Source organism: Pseudomonas sp. NFR16, assembly GCF_900108875.1.
Taxonomy (GTDB): Bacteria; Pseudomonadota; Gammaproteobacteria; order Pseudomonadales; family Pseudomonadaceae; genus Aquipseudomonas.
The window spans coordinates 1-19,307 of sequence record NZ_FNYJ01000010.1 but is presented as its reverse complement, the minus strand read 5'-3'; the positions used below and the strand labels follow the sequence as shown (position 1 = coordinate 19,307).

General features: G+C 59.2%; 15 protein-coding genes and 3 pseudogenes. 13 read left to right on the top strand and 5 right to left on the bottom strand.

Annotated features, from left to right (window positions below; translation table 11 throughout):
• Positions 1 to 914: 914 nt before the first annotated feature.
• From BMZ10_RS26875 to BMZ10_RS26865, 3 genes are read right to left on the bottom strand one after another with little or no spacing between them, the layout of a single operon-like run.
• Positions 915 to 1,919: a 4-hydroxythreonine-4-phosphate dehydrogenase PdxA gene (locus BMZ10_RS26875; protein ID WP_093469757.1), complete on the bottom strand. Its 1,005-nt coding sequence runs from the start codon at positions 1,917 to 1,919 to the stop codon at positions 915 to 917.
• The gene (locus BMZ10_RS26870; RefSeq protein ID WP_093469755.1) at positions 1,916 to 2,875 is read right to left on the bottom strand and encodes an amidohydrolase family protein; all 960 of its coding nucleotides are present in this window, start codon (positions 2,873 to 2,875) and stop codon (positions 1,916 to 1,918) included. The genes BMZ10_RS26875 and BMZ10_RS26870 overlap by 4 nt, the downstream gene beginning before the upstream one ends.
• A complete protein-coding gene (locus tag BMZ10_RS26865; RefSeq protein ID WP_093469753.1) occupies positions 2,868 to 4,217 on the bottom strand; it encodes an MFS transporter in 1,350 nt (449 codons plus the stop codon). Before BMZ10_RS26865 ends, BMZ10_RS26870 begins: the two co-directional genes overlap by 8 nt.
• 333 nt (positions 4,218 to 4,550) lie before the next feature.
• Here BMZ10_RS26865 and BMZ10_RS26860 point away from each other — a divergent pair, with 333 nt between their 5' ends.
• A complete protein-coding gene (locus BMZ10_RS26860; protein ID WP_093469751.1) occupies positions 4,551 to 6,659 on the top strand; it encodes a TonB-dependent siderophore receptor in 2,109 nt (702 codons plus the stop codon).
• A 66-nt stretch (positions 6,660 to 6,725) separates the two neighbouring features.
• Here BMZ10_RS26860 and BMZ10_RS26855 read toward each other — a convergent pair.
• Positions 6,726 to 7,636: pseudogene (locus tag BMZ10_RS26855) on the bottom strand (LysR family transcriptional regulator).
• 159 nt (positions 7,637 to 7,795) lie between these two features.
• Between BMZ10_RS26855 and BMZ10_RS26850 the strand changes: the two are divergent.
• The 10 genes and pseudogenes from BMZ10_RS26850 to BMZ10_RS26810 all read left to right on the top strand — a co-directional run bounded on the left by BMZ10_RS26850 (position 7,796) and on the right by BMZ10_RS26810 (position 17,562).
• On the top strand, positions 7,796 to 8,806 hold the full coding sequence (locus BMZ10_RS26850) for a zinc-dependent alcohol dehydrogenase family protein (RefSeq protein ID WP_093469749.1): 1,011 nt from the start codon (positions 7,796 to 7,798) through the stop codon (positions 8,804 to 8,806).
• A gap of 237 nt (positions 8,807 to 9,043) precedes the next feature.
• Positions 9,044 to 9,667 (top strand): isochorismate family cysteine hydrolase YcaC, encoded by a 624-nt coding sequence (ycaC, locus tag BMZ10_RS26845; protein ID WP_093469747.1) that lies wholly within the window; start codon positions 9,044 to 9,046, stop codon positions 9,665 to 9,667.
• Positions 9,668 to 9,862: 195 nt separating this feature from the next.
• Positions 9,863 to 10,657, top strand: a pseudogene (locus BMZ10_RS28445) (MCP four helix bundle domain-containing protein); the annotation flags it as partial.
• On the top strand, positions 10,649 to 11,512 hold the full coding sequence (locus BMZ10_RS28440; RefSeq protein ID WP_371266329.1) for a methyl-accepting chemotaxis protein: 864 nt from the start codon (positions 10,649 to 10,651) through the stop codon (positions 11,510 to 11,512). The pseudogene BMZ10_RS28445 and the gene BMZ10_RS28440, both read left to right, overlap by 9 nt.
• Before the next feature lie 252 nt (positions 11,513 to 11,764).
• The gene (locus BMZ10_RS26835) at positions 11,765 to 12,796 is read left to right on the top strand and encodes a Bug family tripartite tricarboxylate transporter substrate binding protein (protein WP_093469743.1); all 1,032 of its coding nucleotides are present in this window, start codon (positions 11,765 to 11,767) and stop codon (positions 12,794 to 12,796) included.
• A 61-nt stretch (positions 12,797 to 12,857) separates the two neighbouring features.
• Complete coding sequence (locus tag BMZ10_RS26830) at positions 12,858 to 13,391, top strand: tripartite tricarboxylate transporter TctB family protein (RefSeq protein WP_093469741.1); 534 nt, start codon at positions 12,858 to 12,860, stop codon at positions 13,389 to 13,391.
• Positions 13,388 to 14,914 (top strand): tripartite tricarboxylate transporter permease, encoded by a 1,527-nt coding sequence (locus BMZ10_RS26825; RefSeq protein WP_093469739.1) that lies wholly within the window; start codon positions 13,388 to 13,390, stop codon positions 14,912 to 14,914. The genes BMZ10_RS26830 and BMZ10_RS26825 overlap by 4 nt, the downstream gene beginning before the upstream one ends.
• A gap of 71 nt (positions 14,915 to 14,985) precedes the next feature.
• Positions 14,986 to 15,924 carry a LysR family transcriptional regulator gene (locus BMZ10_RS26820; RefSeq protein ID WP_093469737.1) on the top strand — a complete coding sequence of 313 codons (939 nt, stop codon included), beginning with the start codon at positions 14,986 to 14,988 and terminating at the stop codon, positions 15,922 to 15,924.
• A gap of 176 nt (positions 15,925 to 16,100) precedes the next feature.
• Positions 16,101 to 16,589: an Hcp family type VI secretion system effector gene (locus BMZ10_RS26815; RefSeq protein WP_093464123.1), complete on the top strand. Its 489-nt coding sequence runs from the start codon at positions 16,101 to 16,103 to the stop codon at positions 16,587 to 16,589.
• A 10-nt stretch (positions 16,590 to 16,599) separates the two neighbouring features.
• Complete coding sequence (locus BMZ10_RS26810; RefSeq protein WP_093469735.1) at positions 16,600 to 17,562, top strand: hypothetical protein; 963 nt, start codon at positions 16,600 to 16,602, stop codon at positions 17,560 to 17,562.
• Positions 17,563 to 18,169: 607 nt separating this feature from the next.
• On the opposite strand, the gene BMZ10_RS27605 is transcribed toward BMZ10_RS26810, so the two are convergent.
• Positions 18,170 to 18,400: a hypothetical protein gene (locus BMZ10_RS27605; protein ID WP_143070354.1), complete on the bottom strand. Its 231-nt coding sequence runs from the start codon at positions 18,398 to 18,400 to the stop codon at positions 18,170 to 18,172.
• A gap of 215 nt (positions 18,401 to 18,615) precedes the next feature.
• On the opposite strand from BMZ10_RS27605, the pseudogene BMZ10_RS27600 reads away from it, so the two are divergent.
• Together BMZ10_RS27600 and BMZ10_RS26795 are read left to right on the top strand one after the other, a co-directional pair.
• Positions 18,616 to 18,786, top strand: a pseudogene (locus BMZ10_RS27600) (LysR family transcriptional regulator); the annotation flags it as partial.
• A 170-nt stretch (positions 18,787 to 18,956) separates the two neighbouring features.
• A partial coding sequence (locus BMZ10_RS26795) for an Hcp family type VI secretion system effector (protein ID WP_143070353.1) occupies positions 18,957 to 19,307 on the top strand: 351 nt, incomplete at its 3' end.

Sequence of the window (19,307 nt, the reverse complement as noted above, 5' to 3'; positions counted from 1 at the left end):
TGGTTGTGCCCAATGATTCCGTGGGGTTCGGGTCAGGGCTTCTTGTAGTTGTCGTTCGATCCGTTGCAGTACGCCGCAGGCTCTGCATCACGTGTCGATGAGAGAATTTAGCCAGCCGCGCAAGGGCTCCGCTAATCACTTATGCGTATCCAGTGATAGCTACAGGTGATGGGTAGCGATAGTTGATGGGCGTGGGGGTTATAGGGACGTAACGCACAAGCTGTGGGAGCGTGGCTTGTCCCGCGATCGGCGACGCAGTCGTCGTGGAACCGGTCAATGCGGTCTGCCTGATGTACAGCGTCGTTCGATTCTGCTGCCGCTGCGCGCCAGATCGCGGGCAAGCCACGCTCCTACAAGGGATTTGCGGCGTTGCCAGAGCTTGTGTCGAACGCAGAAGTTGTAGGAGCGAGCTTGCTCGCGATCGGCGACGCAGTCGTCGTAGAACCTATGCGGTCTGCCTGATGTACAGCGTCGTTCGATTCTGCTGCCGCTGCGCGCCAGATCGCGGGCAAGCCACGCTCCTACAGGGGATTTGTGGCGTTGTCGGAATTTGTATCGAATGCAAAAACTGTGGGAGCGTGGCTTGTCCCGCGATCGGCGACGCAGTCGTCGTGACCCCGGGCCAGGCGGTCTGCCTGGTGAACCGTGTCATCCGATTCTGCTGCCGCTGCGCGCCAGATCGCGGGACAAGCCACGCTCCTACAAGGGATTTATGGCGTTGCCAGAACCTGTGTCGAGCGCAGAACTTGTGGGAGCGAGCTAGCTCGCGGAGGCTGACTCCCAGTCGCTACTGACGGGTTGCCCTTGAACAGAGGCTCCCCGAGAAATCTCAAGTAAGACGCACGCAAAAAAGCCGCGAAGCGTCTGTTCAACGCCCCGCGGCCAGAAGGTGGTGTCTCGAAAGGGTTAATCGGTCAGACGTTGCTCTGCCCCATCCGGCAGGCGATTTCGAACGCCTGGCGAATCGCCCCGACATTCGCTTTGCCTTGCCCGGCGATATCGAACGCCGTTCCGTGCGCCGGTGTCGTGATGGGGATCGGCAACCCGCCCTGGACCGTCACCCCACGGGAGAAGCCCATCAGCTTGATCGCGATCTGGCCCTGATCGTGATACATCGTCACCACCGCGTCGAAAGCGTTGGCATCGCCCTGCACTTTCAGGAAAATCGTGTCCCCCGGATACGGCCCGTCGGCGTTCATGCCCTGCGCCTGCGCGGTTTTGACTGCAGGCCCGATGATGTCGATTTCCTCGCGCCCGAACGAGCCGTTGTCGCCGTTGTGCGGGTTCAGCCCGCAGACACCGATACGCGGCGCCTGCAGCCCGTTGCGCTTGAGCGCCGTGTCGATCAGCCGGATCGCCTCGACCACCCGCTCCTGCGTCAACATCCCCGGCACAGCCGACAACGCCACATGGGAAGTCACCCGAGAGGTCCACAAATTGTCCATCACGTTGAATTCGCAGAACGGACCGGTGAAGCCCAGCAACTCTGCGAACCAGTGAAGTTCGTCGTTATGGTTCATCCCGGCCATGTGCAGCGACGTCTTGTTCAACGGCCCGAACAGCACGGCGTTTGTGGTTTTCGCGGCCGTCAGTTCCAGCGCAACTTTCAGGGTGTCGAGGCAATAGCGGCCGCCGATGGCGCTCGCTTCGCTGCGTGGGAAGTCGCCGACGGTGTCGCCGCGAAAGTCATAGAACAACGTCGTGTCGTCACTGAGTTGCAGCGCGTCGAGGGTGTTGATCTGCCGATACGGAAACGACAGCCCGGCGATGTCCATGCCGCGACGCATTTCTGCCTCGTCAGCGATCAACAGCACCTGCGCCTGACTGCGGACGTTTTCATCGCTGAGCAGACGGGCAATCAGTTCCGGACCAATGCCTGCAGGGTCGCCCAGTACCATCGCGATTCGGGTTTTGTTCATGCCTGACTCCTCATCTGTTCCTGCTCCGCACGTTCTACGACGGCAGGTTCACAGCGGTAGATACGCTGCGCAGTGCTGTAGAAAAGACGCTCCTGATCGGCCGCCGGCAGATCACGAACGATGTACTTGAAACCGCTATAAATGTCGTCGAACGTGCCGCACAGGCTGTCGACCGGAAAGTTGCTGGCAAACATCGCGCGATCGGCGCCGAACATGGCGACGATCTCGCGTACGATCCAGGCGTTGTCCTGCGCACGCCAGGGTCTGCCGGGCTGTCCGAGCCCGGAAATCTTCACCACCACATTCGGTTGTTCGGCCAGTCTGGCCATCGCGCCGTGCCAACCTGCAAGGCCTTCGTCACTGCGGTCGGACGGCAATCCGGCGTGATTGAGAATCAACGTGGTGGCAGGAAAATCTCGAGCCAGCCGTTCGGCTTCCGGCAAATTCCACCAAGGCGTCTGCAGGTCAAAACGCAGCCCCAACTCATGCAGCGCGGCGTAACTGCGCCGCCAGTGTTCGTCGCTCATCAAGGTGCGCTGTGCGCCCACCTGTTCAGGCGCTGTCGGCCCGCCCGGCTTGTGCCGAACGCTGCGCACGCTGGGGAACGAAGCTTGCTCGGCGAGCAATGCAATCGCATCCGGATGATCGAGCCAGGCTTGCGCCACCACCGCGTTGGGCACGCCGTAACGCCTCGCGATCCGCTCGATGAAGCGCGTTTCGCCGATGGGGTCCTCGGGGTCCCACTCGGTTTCGACGTAGACCGTCTGGACCACGTGATGCCCGGCGGCGTCGGCGAAGTATTCGGGCGGCAGATACCGTCGTTTGATCGATGAGTAATCGCCATACCGAAACGGGATATTCGCGCCCTCCGCAAGCCAGGGATGGTAGTTGGTCTGCGGGTCCCAGAAGTGGTGGTGGGCATCGATGATCGGCCCGGCGTAAAGCGCATCAGCCATTGTTCACCTCACGCTGGCCGTCCAGACCGATGAGCAGCGTGGCGAGTACAAACAGCGCCGCGCAGATGGCGAAGAACGCCAGCACCGCGCCGAAGCCACCGAAAAACTGCAGGATCAGGCCCACCAGAATCGGCACGAAGATCCCGCCGATGCTGCCTGCCAGGTTCATCACGCCACCGATCAGACCGACGCGCGCCGGCGCGGCGAGCAAGGCCGGGAAGCTCCAGTACAGGCTGCCCCACATCAGGAAGAACGCGGTCATCGCGAGCAAGGCGACGGCGGCAATGGGATCGCTCAACTGAGGCAACAGGAGCAGCGCACCCAGTGCAATGACACCGGAAAACGTCAGCAGCCCTTTGACCGCGACGCCGCGCCGCACGCCCTTGCGGATCAGGCCATCGCACAGGAAACCGCCCGTCAGCGAACCGAGCGAACCGCAGATGAAGATCACGAATGTCGCGAAACCGATGCCCTTGATATCAAAGCCGCGCGCCTGCGCCAGATAGCTCGGTCCCCAGGTCAGCAGCCCGAAATACACCATCGCCCAGGTCGAACGGCCAATCAGCAGGCCCGTCAGTGACCTCGCCGCGATGCCCAGGCCTTTGACTTTCGCTCGCGCGGCTTCGGCGGCCGGGGTTTCGCGACCGGCGTTGATTTTCTCAAGCTCGGCTTCGTTGACCTGTGGATGCACCGAGGGATCGTCCCGCAGGTACCGCCACGACACCCAGCCAAGCAGCAACGTGGCGACGCCGGCAATCACGAACGCCGAACGCCACGAGCCCAGCACGACGATCAGGTAGGCGATGATTAACCCGCCCAGTGCGACACCCAGCGGGCTGCCGCTGTCCATCATCACCGCGCCGCGGCTGCGCTCGCTCGGGGCCAGCCACAGTGAAATCAACTTGCCGCCGGAGGGGAACAATGGCGCTTCTGCCGCGCCGAGGAACATTCGTGCAAACAACAGCGATGCACCGCCGGTTGCAAAGCCGGCCAGCACCTGAAACGTGCCCCACAACCCGGTTGACCAGGTGATCACGCGGCGCGGTCCGAATCGGTCGATCATCCAGCCACCCGGAATCTGCAACAGCGCGTACGCCCAGAAGAAGCTGCTCAGGATCAGCCCCTGCATTGCCGGCGACAGGGTGAATTCCTTGGCGATTGTCGGCATCGCGATGGACAGCGAAACGCGGTCGATCAGATTGACCATCGTCAGCACGAAGATGATTGCGAAAATGCGCCACCGCACGGTACTGGACCTGGCAACGTCGGCAACACTGGAAACGGGAGGGGCATACGGTTCACCTGTCGCTGACAGGTGCACGTTGGCGCTGCTGCGAGCCATGGGTGCGTTCCTCGATCTTGTTGTTTTTATTGGTGGCGATCTGCCGCGAGAACGCCGTGGGTGAACGCAACTATCAGAGCTGCAGCGATAACCGTCTAATCAAAAGTGGACATAGGGTGATAGCTGCAAGGTATAGGAGCCGGTTGATCCGGTAATCGCCCTGCCCTTCAAGGAAAGAATTGAAACGAGCTTAGTTCTGCATCAGCCTCCCGCCATCAGATGTGACGAAATGTGAAAAAAATGTCGAAAACATATACATGTTTGAGTTAGATTCGCATTTAGATTAGCAAACACACATCTTGTAGCAGTTCTGTCCCGCGTAGGAATTCCGCCTTGAAACGTCATTTCCCCGTCAGTCTTCTCCTGGTTGGCGCGTGCAGCGCTCTGCCCGTCGCGCATGCAGCCGACGACCTTACCTTGCCCGCAACCCAGATCGAGAGCAGCAGCGATACCGACGATGACATGAGCGTGGGGTATGAAGGCAAGGCGTCGTCCAGCACCACCAAACTGGGCCTGACCGACAAGCAAACGCCACAGGCAGTGACCACCATCACCCGACAGGCGCTGGACGATTTCAAGATCAATGGTGTGAAGGACGCCTTGCGCTCGGCGCCTTCTGTGACCGTCGAGCAAACCGAGACCGACCGCACCGAATTCACTTCACGCGGCTTCGACATCAACACGTTCGAATATGACGGCATGGGCATGCCGTTCGTGGGCACGGTGCTGGTGGGCGAGCAGGATCTGGCCGAGTACGAACAGATTGACGTACTGCATGGTGCCAACGGTCTGATGAGTGGCGCGGGTAACCCGTCCGCCACCGTCAACTTCGTGCGCAAGCGTCCTACCAAGGATTTCCAGGCGCAGATCCAGACCAGCGTCGGTTCCTGGGACAACCGTCGCATCGACGTCGACGTCGCCGGCCCGCTGACCGATACGGGCAACGTGCGCGGCCGTTTCATCTACTCCCATGACAAAGGCAACTCCTGGATGGACCGCTACAGTCACGAGCGCAACGTGGCTGCCGGCCTGCTTGCTTTCGATGTGTCTGACGCCGACACCGTGACCGTGGGCTTTTCCCAGCACAACAGTGATTCCAACGGCAGCACGTGGGGCAACCTGCCTCTGGTCGACGCAGCCGGCAACGCCATTCATTACAGCAGTCGCAGCAGCAGCATCGGCCAGCCGTGGACGTATTGGAACCTGCACACCACACGCACCTTCATCGAGCTCAAGCACGACTTCGGCAACGACTGGAATGCCACGGTCACGGCGACCGGCGTGCAGGAAAAGCAGAACACGAACATGCTATACGTCGGCGCGGTCAGCGGTGACGACGCGTCTGCCTACGCCAACCACACCAGCAGCGAAGCTCACCAGTTGCTGGGCGAGGCCAAGGTACAAGGTCCTTTCAGCCTGTTCGGGCGCGAACACCAGCTGACCTTCGGCGCCGCTTATGGCCGTACTCATCAGAAAGGTCAGGAGTACGATGAGAACGAAGAGGATCACAGCAGCTTCGAGACTCCGTTCGGCGGAATTCTAACGGGGAACACCCCGAAGCCGCCGTTCGGTTACACCAGCGATGATCTTTCGCAAAATTTTCAGGACACGCAAAAAAGCATGTTTGCCGGGGCGCGTTTCAGCCTGACCGACGATCTGCACTGGATCGCCGGTGCACGCATGCTAAGTGCCGATGGCAAAGGTGACAACTATGGCGCCGATTATTCCACTCGTGCGCACGGGAAGGTGACGCCCTACACCGGCTTGGTCTATGACATCACTGATACGTGGAGCGTCTATGGCAGCTGGACCAAAATTTACAGCCCGCAATACAACGTCGGCGAAGACCACTCCGTACTCGACCCGCTGGAAGGCAAAAGCATGGAAGTCGGCGTCAAGGGCGGCATGATGGATGAGCGCCTGCATCTGACCGCCGCCTTATTCAAAACCGAGCAACGCAACGTCGCCGTGGATGCGGGCTTCGACGGGGAACAAGAAGTCTACACGCCGGAAAACTTCAAGAGCCACGGCATCGAGTTGCAAGCGTCCGGCGAAGCCTTCGATGGCCTCGACGTGCTCGCCGGCTACACCTACGTGCGCATCGACAACGACGACGGCGAGAAGGCGCGCAAATACGTGCCGACCCACAGCTTCCGCGGCATGGCGACCTATCGTCTGCCCGGCATCCCGCAGATGAAAGTCGGTGCGCGGGTCAGTTGGCAGACTGCGGTCGAAAACGACGACAACAGCGCCATCAAGCAGAACGCCTACGGGCTGGTCGACCTGATGAGCAGCTACGACATCGACAGCAACTGGAGCACGTCGCTGAACCTCAACAACGTCACCGACCGCAAATACCTGCTGTCGTTGTACAACAACGCCCAGACCGCAAGCTACGGCGCACCGCGCAACCTGACAGCCTCAGTGACCTGGAAGTATTGACCGTGTCCGATGCCTTCGCAGCAGGCTGACGCGAGCCGCTGCAAAGGGCAAAGGTACAGGCATTTGTCACTCCAGCCAGCGATCGTAAAGCGCCGGGAAACTCTGCATCAACCAGTCAACGAATGCCTGAACCTGAGCGCAAGCTGTGACCTGCTCGGGTACAGCACGGAAACAGGTCTGGGCCGTGGTCGGTAGCGCTTGAGCACCTCGACCAGTGAGCCGTCGGCAAGGTATCGGTCCAGGGTCAAACCGGGTGCCTGAAGGATGCCGAAGCCTGCAACTCCGCACTGCACGTAGGCACTGGACTCATTGACGAGGATGCCATGACGGCTCACGTGACTCGTATCGCTGCCGTCCTGCAAGAACTGCCACGGAAGTTGCCGACGATTCTGGCCGGACAGGAAATTCACGCCTCGATGGTGGGCCAGTTGATCGGGCGTGTGCGGCTCGCCATAGGTCTGAAGATAGCCTGGCGCGGCGCAGGTAATCATGGTTGCCATTGCGACGCGCCGTGCGACGAGGCTCGAGTCCGGCAACTCACCAATCCGCAGTACGCAGTCAACGCCTTCCGCCACGAGGTCTACAGCTCGGTCGGTGACACCCAGTGTCATTTCGATGTCCGGATGAGCGACAGCAAAAGCCCGCAAGCTGGCGATGAACGCAGGCTGAGAAAATGCCGTGGGAATGTCGATGCGCAGTTTCCCGCGCAGTGAGGCGCCCGACGGGGCGAACATGGAGGTGGTCTCGGCAATGCTGCCCAGGATGCCCATCACACGCTCGTAAAACTGCTCTCCCTCGGTCGTCAATCTGACTCGCCGAGTCGTGCGCTGAAAAAGCCTTACGCCAAGCGAAGCTTCCAATTCCTGAATGGCGCGGGTCACCTGGGGCCGCCCGATCTGACTGGCATCCGCGGCCCGAGTGAAGCTGCCCGTTTCGGCGACGCGGGCGAACACCTGCATTGACTGAAGCAGCTCCATGGCGACCCCGTTTATTGCCTGACGAAAGAAGTTTTACGCATCCATTGTTGCTCCAGAGCATAACAGTCAGTTGGGCATCCAGGCATTTATTGCCGTACGCCGGCGCACAACAATGGCGGCACTTCACCGACGATGCGGTGACTCTTCTGGAGAAACGACATGAAAGCCTGGCTTCTCAACGACTTCGGTCTCGACAATCTGACCATGAGCGATACGCCCACACCCGAGCCCAAGGCCGGCGAACTGCTGGTGAAAGTCGGCGCTGTTTCGCTCAACTTCCGCGACAAGGCAATCGTTGACGGCATCTACGAGCCGCACACAGTGCCCAAGCCGTTGATTCCGGTCAGCGACGCAGCAGGCACCGTGATCGCGGTGGGTGATGGCGTCAGCCGTTTCAGCGTGGGCGACCGCGTCAACTCGCACCTGTATTCCCGCTGGATCGACGGCCCGCCCGGCCCGAACGAACCGGACTTCTGCTTCGGCTCTCCGTTGCCCGGAGGCTTGGCCGAATACATGATCATCCACGAAGACAGCGCCGTCATGGCGCCTCACAACATGTCTGACGAAGAGGCATCGACGTTGCCGATTGCCGCGCTGACGGCATGGTATTCGTTAGTCGATTACGGTCAGATCAAAGCGGGCGAAACGGTGCTGGTGCAAGGCACCGGCGGGGTGTCGATTTTCGCCATCCAGCTGGCGACGGCTCTGGGCGCCCATGTGATCGTGACGTCCAGCAGCGACGATAATCTGAATGCCGCGATGAAGCTTGGCGCTGTCGCCGGCGTGAACTATCGAACCCACGCCAACTGGGAAGAAAAGGTCCTGGAGCTCACCGGCGGCAAGGGCGTGGATCTCCTTCTGGATGTCGCTGGAGGCAAAGGAGTCAATCAGTCGATTGCTGCAACCAAGGCGGCAGGCAAGATCGCCCAGATCGGCTTTCTGACAGGACAGACGACCGAACTGAGCCTGATGCCGCTGATCTTCCGCCAGACAACCCTGCGCGGCATTGCCGTCGCGCCCCGCTCTTCGTTTGACCGGATGAACGCCTTTCTCGATCAGAACGCGATTCGACCCGTGATCGACAGAGTTTACGACTTCCAGCAAGCGCGGCAGGCCTATGAGCACTTGGCAAAAGGTGCGTTCGGCAAAGTCGTGATCAAGATTTCCTGACGCCCTTCGGCATAGATCCCGACGTGATGCCGCACGTGTATCGGGGCCAGGTTGTGGTCCCGATATCACACATTCTCAACTGTCCCCAAAAACGAATCAGTGAGTCTCTTATTAGCTGGATTGTTAACGTTTCGAAGCATCCCTAAAGTACACCCCATGCCGCAGCCACTGAGCCATTCGCCAGATGCGGCGCCGCTTTCGACCCTTAACTTTTTCGACTCATAAAGGAATGCACCGATGACTACTTACAAGCGCCTGGACAAGAACGACGCCGTACTGCTGATGGTTGACCACCAGACCGGTCTGATCTCGCTGGTGCAGGATTTCTCGCCGAACGAATTCAAGAACAACGTTCTGGCCCTGGCGGATTGCGGCAAGTTCTTCAACCTGCCGACGATCCTGACCACAAGCTTCGAACAAGGCCCGAATGGCCCGCTGGTGCCGGAGCTCAAAGAGATGTTCCCGGACGCGCCGTATATCGCCCGTCCAGGTCAGATCAACGCGTGGGACAACGAAGACTTCGTGAAGGCGATCAAGGCGACCGGCCGCAAGCAACTGATCATCGCCGGCGTCGTGACCGATGTCTGCGTGACGTTCCCGACCCTGAGCGCACTGGCCGAAGGATTCGACGTGTTCGTGGTGACCGACGCGTCAGGCACGTTCAACGAAGGCGTGCAGCAAGCGGCCTGGAATCGCATGTCGGCGGCCGGTGCGCAGCTGATGAACTGGTTCTCCGTGGCCTGTGAGCTGCATCGCGACTGGCGCAACGACATCGAAGGCCTGGGTAACCTGCTGTCGCAGCGTATCCCTAACTACCGCAATCTCATGAACAGCTATACCGCGCTCGCCGGCAAGCAATAATTCCCCGCGCATCAGACGGCGCGGCCGATTCTGAACCTTTCCCTGCCAAGCCAGGCCCTGCTCATGCGGGCCTGGCTTGTTTATTTGACGCCCACTCACCCACCCCGCGCACGTGACAGGAGGTAAAAACGCCAAAATAGATGGCCATTTGCCCTAAAGCTGAGAGAATCAAAGTCGATAGGCAAATACATATAGATGAATAGGCTCTCTCCGATGAATCTGCGCAGTCTGAATATCGCTCCCCGATCATTGACCTGTTTCGGTTTTTTCGCCTTGTTGATTACCGCCGTTGGGCTGTTTTCCCTGCAACAGGCTTCCCGGCTGAAGGAAACGCGAGAGACATTGCAGGACAACGTCTTGCCGACCTTGCTTGCCATCGATCAGATCAAGAACGATCTGCTGACCATTCGCCTGGGCAACACCAGTCTGCGAGCTGCACAAAATGAGGACGCTGCCGCTCACGCACGCAAACGCGTCGATCAGGGTCGCCTGGATCTGGAAAAGGACGTCAAGCAACTCAAGCCGCTGCTGCTGACCGAGCGAGGCCTGGCGGCTTATGCCGAGATGGCGCGCAATCTGTCCGCTTACCTCGATATTCATTCCCGCTATCTGCAGGCCGTGGCGGAGAAACGTGAAGACGTGATTACGGCAATGACCCAGCCCGGCGGGGAGCAAAACCGCGCCGCCGACTTGCTGGCCCAGGATATCGCCGCTGTTTCGGACCTGGCCCGGCAGAAGATGGCCGCCTCGGACGCAGCCGCCGATGACACTTACGCCCAGGCGGTTCGTGTGGTGATCGCTGCGATCCTGATCGCGTTGGTTGCAACCCTTCTGCTCGCCACCCTCTTTACCCGCAGCCTGATGGCGCCGATCCAGAAGGCCTTGGCCGTGGCCCAACAGATTGCCGAAAACGATCTGGGCAAGCCCATTCTGGTAGACGGTAAAGACGAACCCGGCCGTCTGTTGGCGGCACTGTCGGTGATGCAGCAAAACCTGCGAACCACTTTGTCCGAACTGTCTCACTCATCGAACCAGCTCGCTTCGACCTCAGAAGAAATGACCGCCGTTACCGAAGACGCCTTGCGCGGTATTCAGCGGCAGGACGACGAAATCAATCAGGCTGCTACCGCGATCAACCAGATGAGCACGGCGGTGGAAGACGTGGCGCGCAACGCTGCACAGGCATCCGAAGCGGCGCGTCATTCAACGCAGTCTGCCGAGAACGGCACTCGCCGGGTCGATGAGACGCTGCAGGTCATTCACGAGTTGCATACCACTGTCGGCACCACAGCGGTCGAGATCGACGGCCTGGCTGGTGAAGTACAGAACATCAGCGCCGTGCTCGATGTGATTCGCGGCATCGCCGATCAGACCAACCTGCTGGCCCTCAACGCGGCCATTGAGGCGGCGCGTGCTGGCGAGGCCGGACGCGGTTTTGCAGTGGTGGCCGACGAGGTGCGCGCCCTGGCCCATCGCACGCAGCAATCGACCGCCGAGATCGAAAAGATGATCGGCTCGATTCAGTCCGGCGCCAGCAAGGCCGTCGACGCCATGGGGCAGAGCAGCGAGAAAGCGCGTGCCAGCCTTGAAGTCGCCGAGGCCGCGGGCCGGGCGCTCGCAGAAATCACGGCGGCCATCGTGCACATCAACGAACGCAACGTGAGCATCGCCTCCGCCACCGAAGAACAGGCACAAGTGGCCCGTGAAGTGGACCGCAACCTGACCAGCATTCGCGACCTGTCGCTGCAGACCTCGGCGGGCGCCAATCAGACCTCCGCGGCCAGTTCGGAACTGTCGCAACTGGCCGTCGGGCTCAACCGACTGGTGCTTAATTTCAAGATGTAACCGAGACGATCCCAGGCGCACGCTCTGTCAGCTCACTCTATGGGGCAGGGCTGGCGCCGATTGCACGCCAGACAGCATCGGGACTGCCCGTTGGCGTCTGCCGTGTTCGCTGCTCAATCTACGCCGCTATAACCTCAGGCTATCGGTGTATGTGATGTTTTGAGTAGACGCGACATAGCAACTTTCACACACTCCCCGCATGGCCGATCGACAGGTCGGCTTCTCATAACAAATACAAGAAAGAGGATCACCATGCGAACCGCATCTTTTCGACGCGCGTCCCGTTTGCTGTTCGGCTGCACGCTGGCCTGCGCCACAGCGCTTCCCGTACTGGGCCTTTCCACTTCCGCTCTCGCCGCATGGCAACCTGACAAAAACGTCGAGATCGTCGTGGCCGGTGGTCCTGGCGGCGGTACTGATCAGCTCGGTCGCCTGATCCAGTCGATCATCAGCACCCACAAGCTGCTCGACGTCAACACCGTGGTCCTGAACAAGGGCGGCGGCAACGGCGCCGAAGCCTTCCTCGACATGAAGGTCTCCAAAGGCGACGCCGACAAACTGGTCATCGCCACCAACAACATCTACCTGCTGCCATTGGTTTCCAAGCTTGGCTATGAGTGGCAGGAACTGACGCCGGTTGCGGCGGTTGCCGAAGATGACTTCATCCTCTGGACCTACAAGAATGCGCCGTGGAAAGACGCAAAAGGCTTCTACGATGCCGTCAAATCCGATGCGTCGAACCTGCGCATGGGCGGCAGCCAGTCCAAGGATGTCGACCAGACCCTCACCCTGTTGCTCAATCAGACCAACCACACCAAGCTGGTGTACATCCCCTTCAAAAGCGGCAGCGAAGCGGCGACCCAGCTGGCGGGCAAACACATTGCCGCCAACGTCAACAATCCCGCCGAAAGCATCAGTCAGTGGCGCGGCGATCAAGTGCAGCCGCTGTGCGTATTCAGCAAGGAGCGCATGGGTTACACCGACAAAGTCGCCGGCGACAAGTCCTGGTCGGATGTGCCCACCTGCCACGAAGCAGGCCTGGGGATCGATCAGTACCGCTTCCCGCGCACCGTCTTCATGCCCGGCAATGTCAGTGCCGAGCAGCGTGCGTTCTATACCGAGCTGATGCGCAAGGTGTCGGAAACGCCAGAGTTCAAGGCTTACGTGAAGCAGAACGCGCTGGTGCCGACGTTCCTGGAAGGCGATCAGTTGACTGCCTACATCGAGAAAGACACCGCCCGCGTAACCCCGGTGTTCAAGGAAGCCGGCTGGCTGCGCAACTGATCCGCCCTGCCGCCGCTTGCCTGCGCCGCAGGCAGTGTCGGTCCTTCGCTGGAGGTGTTCGATGGCACATTCTTCTCACTCGTCTTCACTGGTCTGCACCCGTTGGGTCGAACTCGGGCTCGCCCTCTTCACCCTGCTGATCGGCGCGGTGGTCATGTCCGGCAGTGTCGAGCAAGGCATCGGCTGGGGCGACGCCGGCCCGGAACCGGGTTACTTCCCCTTTTACATCGGGCTGTTGCTGGCGACGGCAAGCCTGGCCAACGGCGTGCTGACGCTGATTCGCTGGAAACCGTTGAGCACAAGCTTCGTCAGCCGCGGCGCATTCCGCCAAGTGCTGTCGGTGTTCATCCCGATCGCCCTGTTCGTCTGCGCCATGCCGTTCTCCGGCATTTACGTTGCCTCGGCCGTGTTCATCGCCTGGTTCATGTGGCGTGACAAAGTCCGCGCCAAGCCGTACGGCAAACCCATGATCGTCGCAGTGTCGGTGGGTGCGGTGCTGGCGAGCTATCTGATTTTCGACCTGTGGTTCAAGGTCCCGCTGGACGCAGGCCCGATGGGCGACTGGATCGCCATGGCCGGGAGATCGCTGAAATGAGCGAGTTCGACTCTCTGCTGCAAGGCATGAACCTCATCCTCACGCCCGGTCACATCGGTCTGATGGTCGTGGGCGTTCTGTTGGGGATTCTGGTCGGCGTTCTTCCCGGACTCGGCGCCCCTAACGGCGTCGCGCTGCTGCTGCCGATCACGTTCACGATGTCGCCGGTGTCGGCCATCATCCTGCTGTCGTGCATGTACTGGGGCGCGCTGTTCGGGGGCTCGATCACCTCGATCCTCTTCAACATACCCGGCGAACCGTCATCGGTCGCGACGACCTTCGACGGCTATCCCATGGCGCGAGAAGGCCGCGCCGCCGAAGCCCTGACGGCCGCGTTCAGTTCGGCGCTGATCGGCGCGCTGGCAGGCGTGCTGTTACTGACGTTCTTGTCCACGCGCATCGCTGAATTCGCCATGACGTTCAGCTCGCCCGAGTTTTTCGCGGTGTATTTGCTCGCCTTCTGCACGTTCATCGGCATGAGCAAGAATCCGCCACTGAAAACCGTCGTCGCCATGATGATCGGTTTCGCGATGGCGGCGGTCGGCATGGACACGGTTTCCGGCAACCTGCGCCTGACGTTCGATCAGCCGGTGCTGATGACCGGCATCAGTTTCGAAGTCGCGGTGATCGGGCTTTTCGGGATCGGCGAGATTCTCTGCACGGTCGAAGAAGGTCTGGTGTTCCGTGGTGAGCATGCGCGCATCACGCCAATGGTGATCCTGCGGACCTGGGCGAAATTGCCGCGCTACTGGTTCACGATCCTGCGCAGCACTGTCGTCGGTTGCTGGATGGGTGTGACACCGGGCGGTCCGACGGCAGCCTCGTTCATGAGCTACAGCATCGCGCGCCGCTTTTCGAAGAACCGCGACAACTTCGGCAAGGGTGAAATCGAAGGCGTCATCGCCCCGGAAACCGCCGACCATGCTGCGGGCACCAGCGCCCTGCTGCCGATGCTGACCCTTGGTATTCCAGGCTCGGCAACGGCCGCGGTGATGCTCGGAGGCTTGATGATCTGGGGGCTGCATCCGGGCCCAACGCTGTTCGCCGAGCAGCACGACTTCGTCTGGGGCCTGATCGCCAGCATGTACCTGGGCAACGTGGTCAGCTTGTTGGTGGTGCTGGCCACGGTGCCGCTGTTTGCGTCGATTCTGCGGATTCCGTTCTCGATCATCGCGCCGATCATCATCATGGTCTGTGCAATCGGCGCGTACTCGGTTCACAACTCGATGTTCGACGTGCTGCTGATGCTGGGCTTTGGCGCGCTGGGTTATCTGTTCAAGAAACTCGGCTATCCCATCGCGCCGCTGGTGCTGGCGGCCGTACTGGGTGACAAGGCCGAAGATGCGTTTCGTCAGTCGATGCTGTTCTCCGACGGGCACCTGGGCATTTTCTGGTCCAATCCGCTGGTCGGCAGCCTGACCACCGCGGCGCTGCTGATGCTGTTCTGGCCGCTGATCTCGGCCGGCATCAAAACCGCCTTCGGCTGGCGCAATCGTCACGTAATCAAGCCGAAAACGCTGTGATGACACGCAATGCTGGAAATGCCCTGCAGTTCTTGTCAGGCTCGCCGCACCCTTCTGCGCGAGCCACTCACATGACCAGGATTCCCGAGGCCAACGTTATCCACAGCCGTCTGCGCTTGCGCCAGTTGCGGCTGATGCTGGCCTTGCAGGAATTCGGCTCGCTGCGCCGCGCCGCCGACAACATCGGCATGACCCAGCCGGCCGCCACCAAGATGCTGCACGAGGCCGAGGACCTGCTGGGGGTCGAACTGTTCGAGCGCCTGCCGCGAGGCATGCGCCCGACCCCGTTTGGGGACACGGTCATCTATTACGCACGCATGGTGTTCGCGGAGCTGAGCGGCATGCGCGAGGAACTGGTGGCGCTGGAGTCCGGCAATCTGGGGCGCGTGGCGGTCGGCGCCATTCCCGCCCTGGCGTCAGGATTGCTGACGCGCACCATCGCCACCTTGAAGCAAAGCCATCCGCGGTTGTCGATGAGCATTCAGGTCGACACCAGCGATGTGCTGGTGCAAGCCCTGTTGCAAGATCAGCTCGACGTCGTGCTGGGCCGGATTCCCGGCGGCGCCCGGGCGGAAGAACTGCTTTTCGACAGCCTTGGCGAAGAGGCGCTGTGCGTGATCGCAGGCGCACAGAACCCGCTGGTCCACGCTACCGACCTGAGCTGGGCGGCGTTGCAGAACGAGACCTGGGTGCTGCAACAACATCCAAGCCCCATGCGCGCGATCGTCAATCAGGTTTTTCATAACGCCCGCGTCGACATTCCCAACAGCATCGTCGAAACCACCTCGATCATGACGCTGCTCTCGCTGGTCCAGAACACCGACATGCTCGGCATCACGCCGGTTTCAGTCGTGGAAGACTACGCCGGGCGAGACCTCCTGGCCGTCCTGCCCATCAGCTTCGAAGCACGCCTGCCGCCTTATGGGCTGATCACCCGCAGGCATCGCATCCAGTCATCGGCCATGCAGGCGTTCATCAACTCGGTGAAGGCGGAGCAAGGCGGTAACTAAAGTCTGATTATTCGAACATCGCTGCGTTTTGACCAAATAGGAAAACGCCGTAAGACAGCCCTCATCGCCCGTGTAGGACTGTTCTGAAACTGCAAAACCTGCTTCCTCGCACTCCTTACCTCATCCGTTGGCCTGCCCCTATCCTCGAGGACTTCACTCAGAAAGGAATCGGCGACATGGCATTTGACGGATTTATCAAACTGGACGGCATTGCAGGCGAGTCGCTGGATCAGCGGCACAAAGACTGGATCGAGATCGTTGCCTATAACTTCGGCGTCAACCAGAGCACCTCGGCGAGCGCCAGTTCGAACGGCGGAGCGGGCTCGGGGCGGGCCAGCCTGACGGACTTCAGCTTCACCAAACGCCTGGACAAATCCAGCGCCCGGCTCTTCGAAGCCAGTTGCTCTGGCGAGCACATTAAAGAACTGACTTTGTGTCTGTACCGCGCCGGTGGCGAAAAGCTCAAATACTACGAAGTGCGCCTTGAGGAAGTCATCATCTCGGACTTCTCGCAAAACGGCGAAAGCGGCGAGCCGCTGGAAGAAGTGCAGATCAACTTCGGCCGGATCAACATTGTCTACACCCAACAGAAACGCAGCGACGGCGGCGCAGCAGGCAATGTCTCCGGCGGCTGGGACCGCATCGCCAACAAGCGCTTCAGTTGAGGCGCCGGACATGACCAAGCCGTACGTCTTTATCAACGACCGAATGCAGACCTACTTCTCCCTCAAGGACCGCTTGAGTGGAAACGACAAGTTCGACCAACTCAATGCACACCTTCGAAACATCGTGGTGGTCCCCGGCCAGTTGGTCATCGTGGGCGACCTGTCGACCCGCACGATAAACAGCGAAGAACTGGAGTTGATGAGCTATGCCAGCGGCGTGCACAAGAACTTGCGACAAAACCAGGCCGCCGGTGATGGGCATGTAATTAAAAACTATGACCTGCTGCAAAACGTCCTCGGCTACAGTTCGCTGGGCATCGGTTCAGCAACCGGAAGCTGGAAAAGCCATCTCGACGGTGTGAAGAAGACCCTCGACGACATCGAGCGACTGCACAAGCTGTCGCTCGCGCGGGGCACGCCGATTGCGCGGCAGGAATTTCTCAATCAAAGACAAGTGCTGTTCGCCGAACTCGATGCCCAACTCGAAGGCATCGCACGCTGGGGCACCAAGCTGCGTAATCGAGGATCGATCAAGAAAATGCTCGGGATTTCGACCAAGAGTTATTTGCATACGGGTGAGATTCAGGGATATGCAAAAAAGATTGCCGGGATTTCCAAGGCCTCCAGAATTCTTAAAGCGGGGACACCGATCGGGATTGGGTTGAACAGCGTTTCCACTTATCTGGAAATCAAAGAAGCCTGCTCAACTGGACGCGAGGAGATGTGCAGAAAGACGAAGTATGTGGAAGGATCGAAACTGGTTTCAGGTACCGTCGGAGGGATGGTCGGAGGTACCGTCGGTACCACGGCACTCACCCCTTTGTGCATAGTCGTGTTTAGTGTTCCAAGTGGAGGCTTGGGTTCAATTGGATGCAGCCTTCTCGCGGCATTGATAGGTGGATACGCCGGCGGTCTGGGAGGTGAAAAGTGGGGTGAGAAATTCGGCGAAATGCTTTACGAATGGAGGTCCTGAAGGTGGTTTTGATTGCTGCAGGTTTTATCTGGTTAGTGTCCTCATGCCTAAGCCTTATAGTTATGATGTGGTTCGCATACAAAAATATCGATATTATCGAACAACATTTGTCCGACTGCGAGGGCATTACCGCTACAAGCAACCTTTGGCAAGGAGGGATCATAGGTCGGCACATGCGACTTAGCATAGTCTTCGCCACAATGTACATGCCTGGCGTGATGTATCGCCGAGGAGATATCACAAAAGATGCTCACCTAAATATTCCTTTCCAGCTACGAAGAAAGATTTGGGCAATTTACATTTGGCTTTTCATCAATGCCGGATTCCTGGCTGTGTTGTGCTACGCGGTCGAGACTCCTCGATAGCCGATGATGACTTATATACGCGGGACCCTGCATCGTCGGGCCTAATCGCGAACAATGCCCATCTCACCTTCCTCGCTACCTGAGAGGTTCGATATAGGGATCTATCCTCGGCGTTTCTACAACGGCATTGCCATGGCTATCTGATGCTAATTTGATAAAGTCGTAGGCGAAATCGGTGGCGAAGATTTTGGAGAAAAGCTTTATGAGTGGAAGCCGTGATGCCAGTTCTAGCTATTCTAGTTTTAATTTGGTTTGTTTCCAACGTGATCAACCTGCTGGTGTTGATACGATTCACCTACAAGAACCTCGACATCATTGAAGATCATCTTTCTGACTGTGAGGGCGTCGTCAACACCAGAAACCTGTGGGGAGGAGGCGTCATTGGGAGGCACATGCGGCTCAGCATAATTTTCGCAGGCATGTGGATGCCCAAAATAATGTTTCGCCGAGGTGATTTCACTAAAAATGCTCACTTGAATATCCCCCGCCATCTGCGCTGGCGAATTTGGGCAATAAACATCTGTCTCGTTTTTAAATGTACGTGCATTGCTGTGTTGTCTTACGCGATTAAAATCTTCAAATAGCTATGAACCGGACATATCCAAAAATTAAAGATATGCCTTGTATCATTATCACAGCGCCGCCTCTTGGCTCGACAAAATAGGTGGAAATTACCCGGAAGACCCAGTCATTCGTGGAAGACTACGCCGGGCGAGACCTCCTGGCCGTCCTGCCCATCAGCTTCGAAGCACGCCTGCCACCTTATGGCCTGATCACCCGCAGGCATCGCATCCAGTCATCGGCCATGCAGGCATTCATCAACTCGGTGAAGGCGGAGCAATCCGACACCAAAGTCTGATTATTCGAATCATCGCTGCGTTTTGACCGCATAGGAAAACGCCGTAAGACAGCCCTCATCGCACGCGTAGGACTGTTCTGAAACTGCAAAACCTGCGTCCTCGCACTCCTTACCTCATCCGTTGGCCTGCCCCTATCCTTGAGGACTTCACTCAGAAAGGAATCGGCGACATGGCATTTGACGGATTTATCAAACTGGACGGCATTGCAGGCGAGTCACTGGATCAGCGGCACAAAGACTGGATCGAAATCGTTGCCTATAACTTTGGCGTTAACCAGAGCACCTCGGCGAGCGCCAGTTCGAACGGCGGCGCGGGCTCGGGGCGGGCCAGCCTGACGGACTTCAGCTTCACAAAGCGCCTGGACAAATCCAGCGCCCGGCTCTTCGAAGCCAGTTGCTCTGGCGAGCACATTAAAGAACTAACCCTGTGTCTGTACCGCGCCGGTGGCGAAAAGCTCAAATACTACGAAGTGCGCCTTGAGGAAGTCATCATCTCGGACTTCTCGCAAAACGGCGAAAGC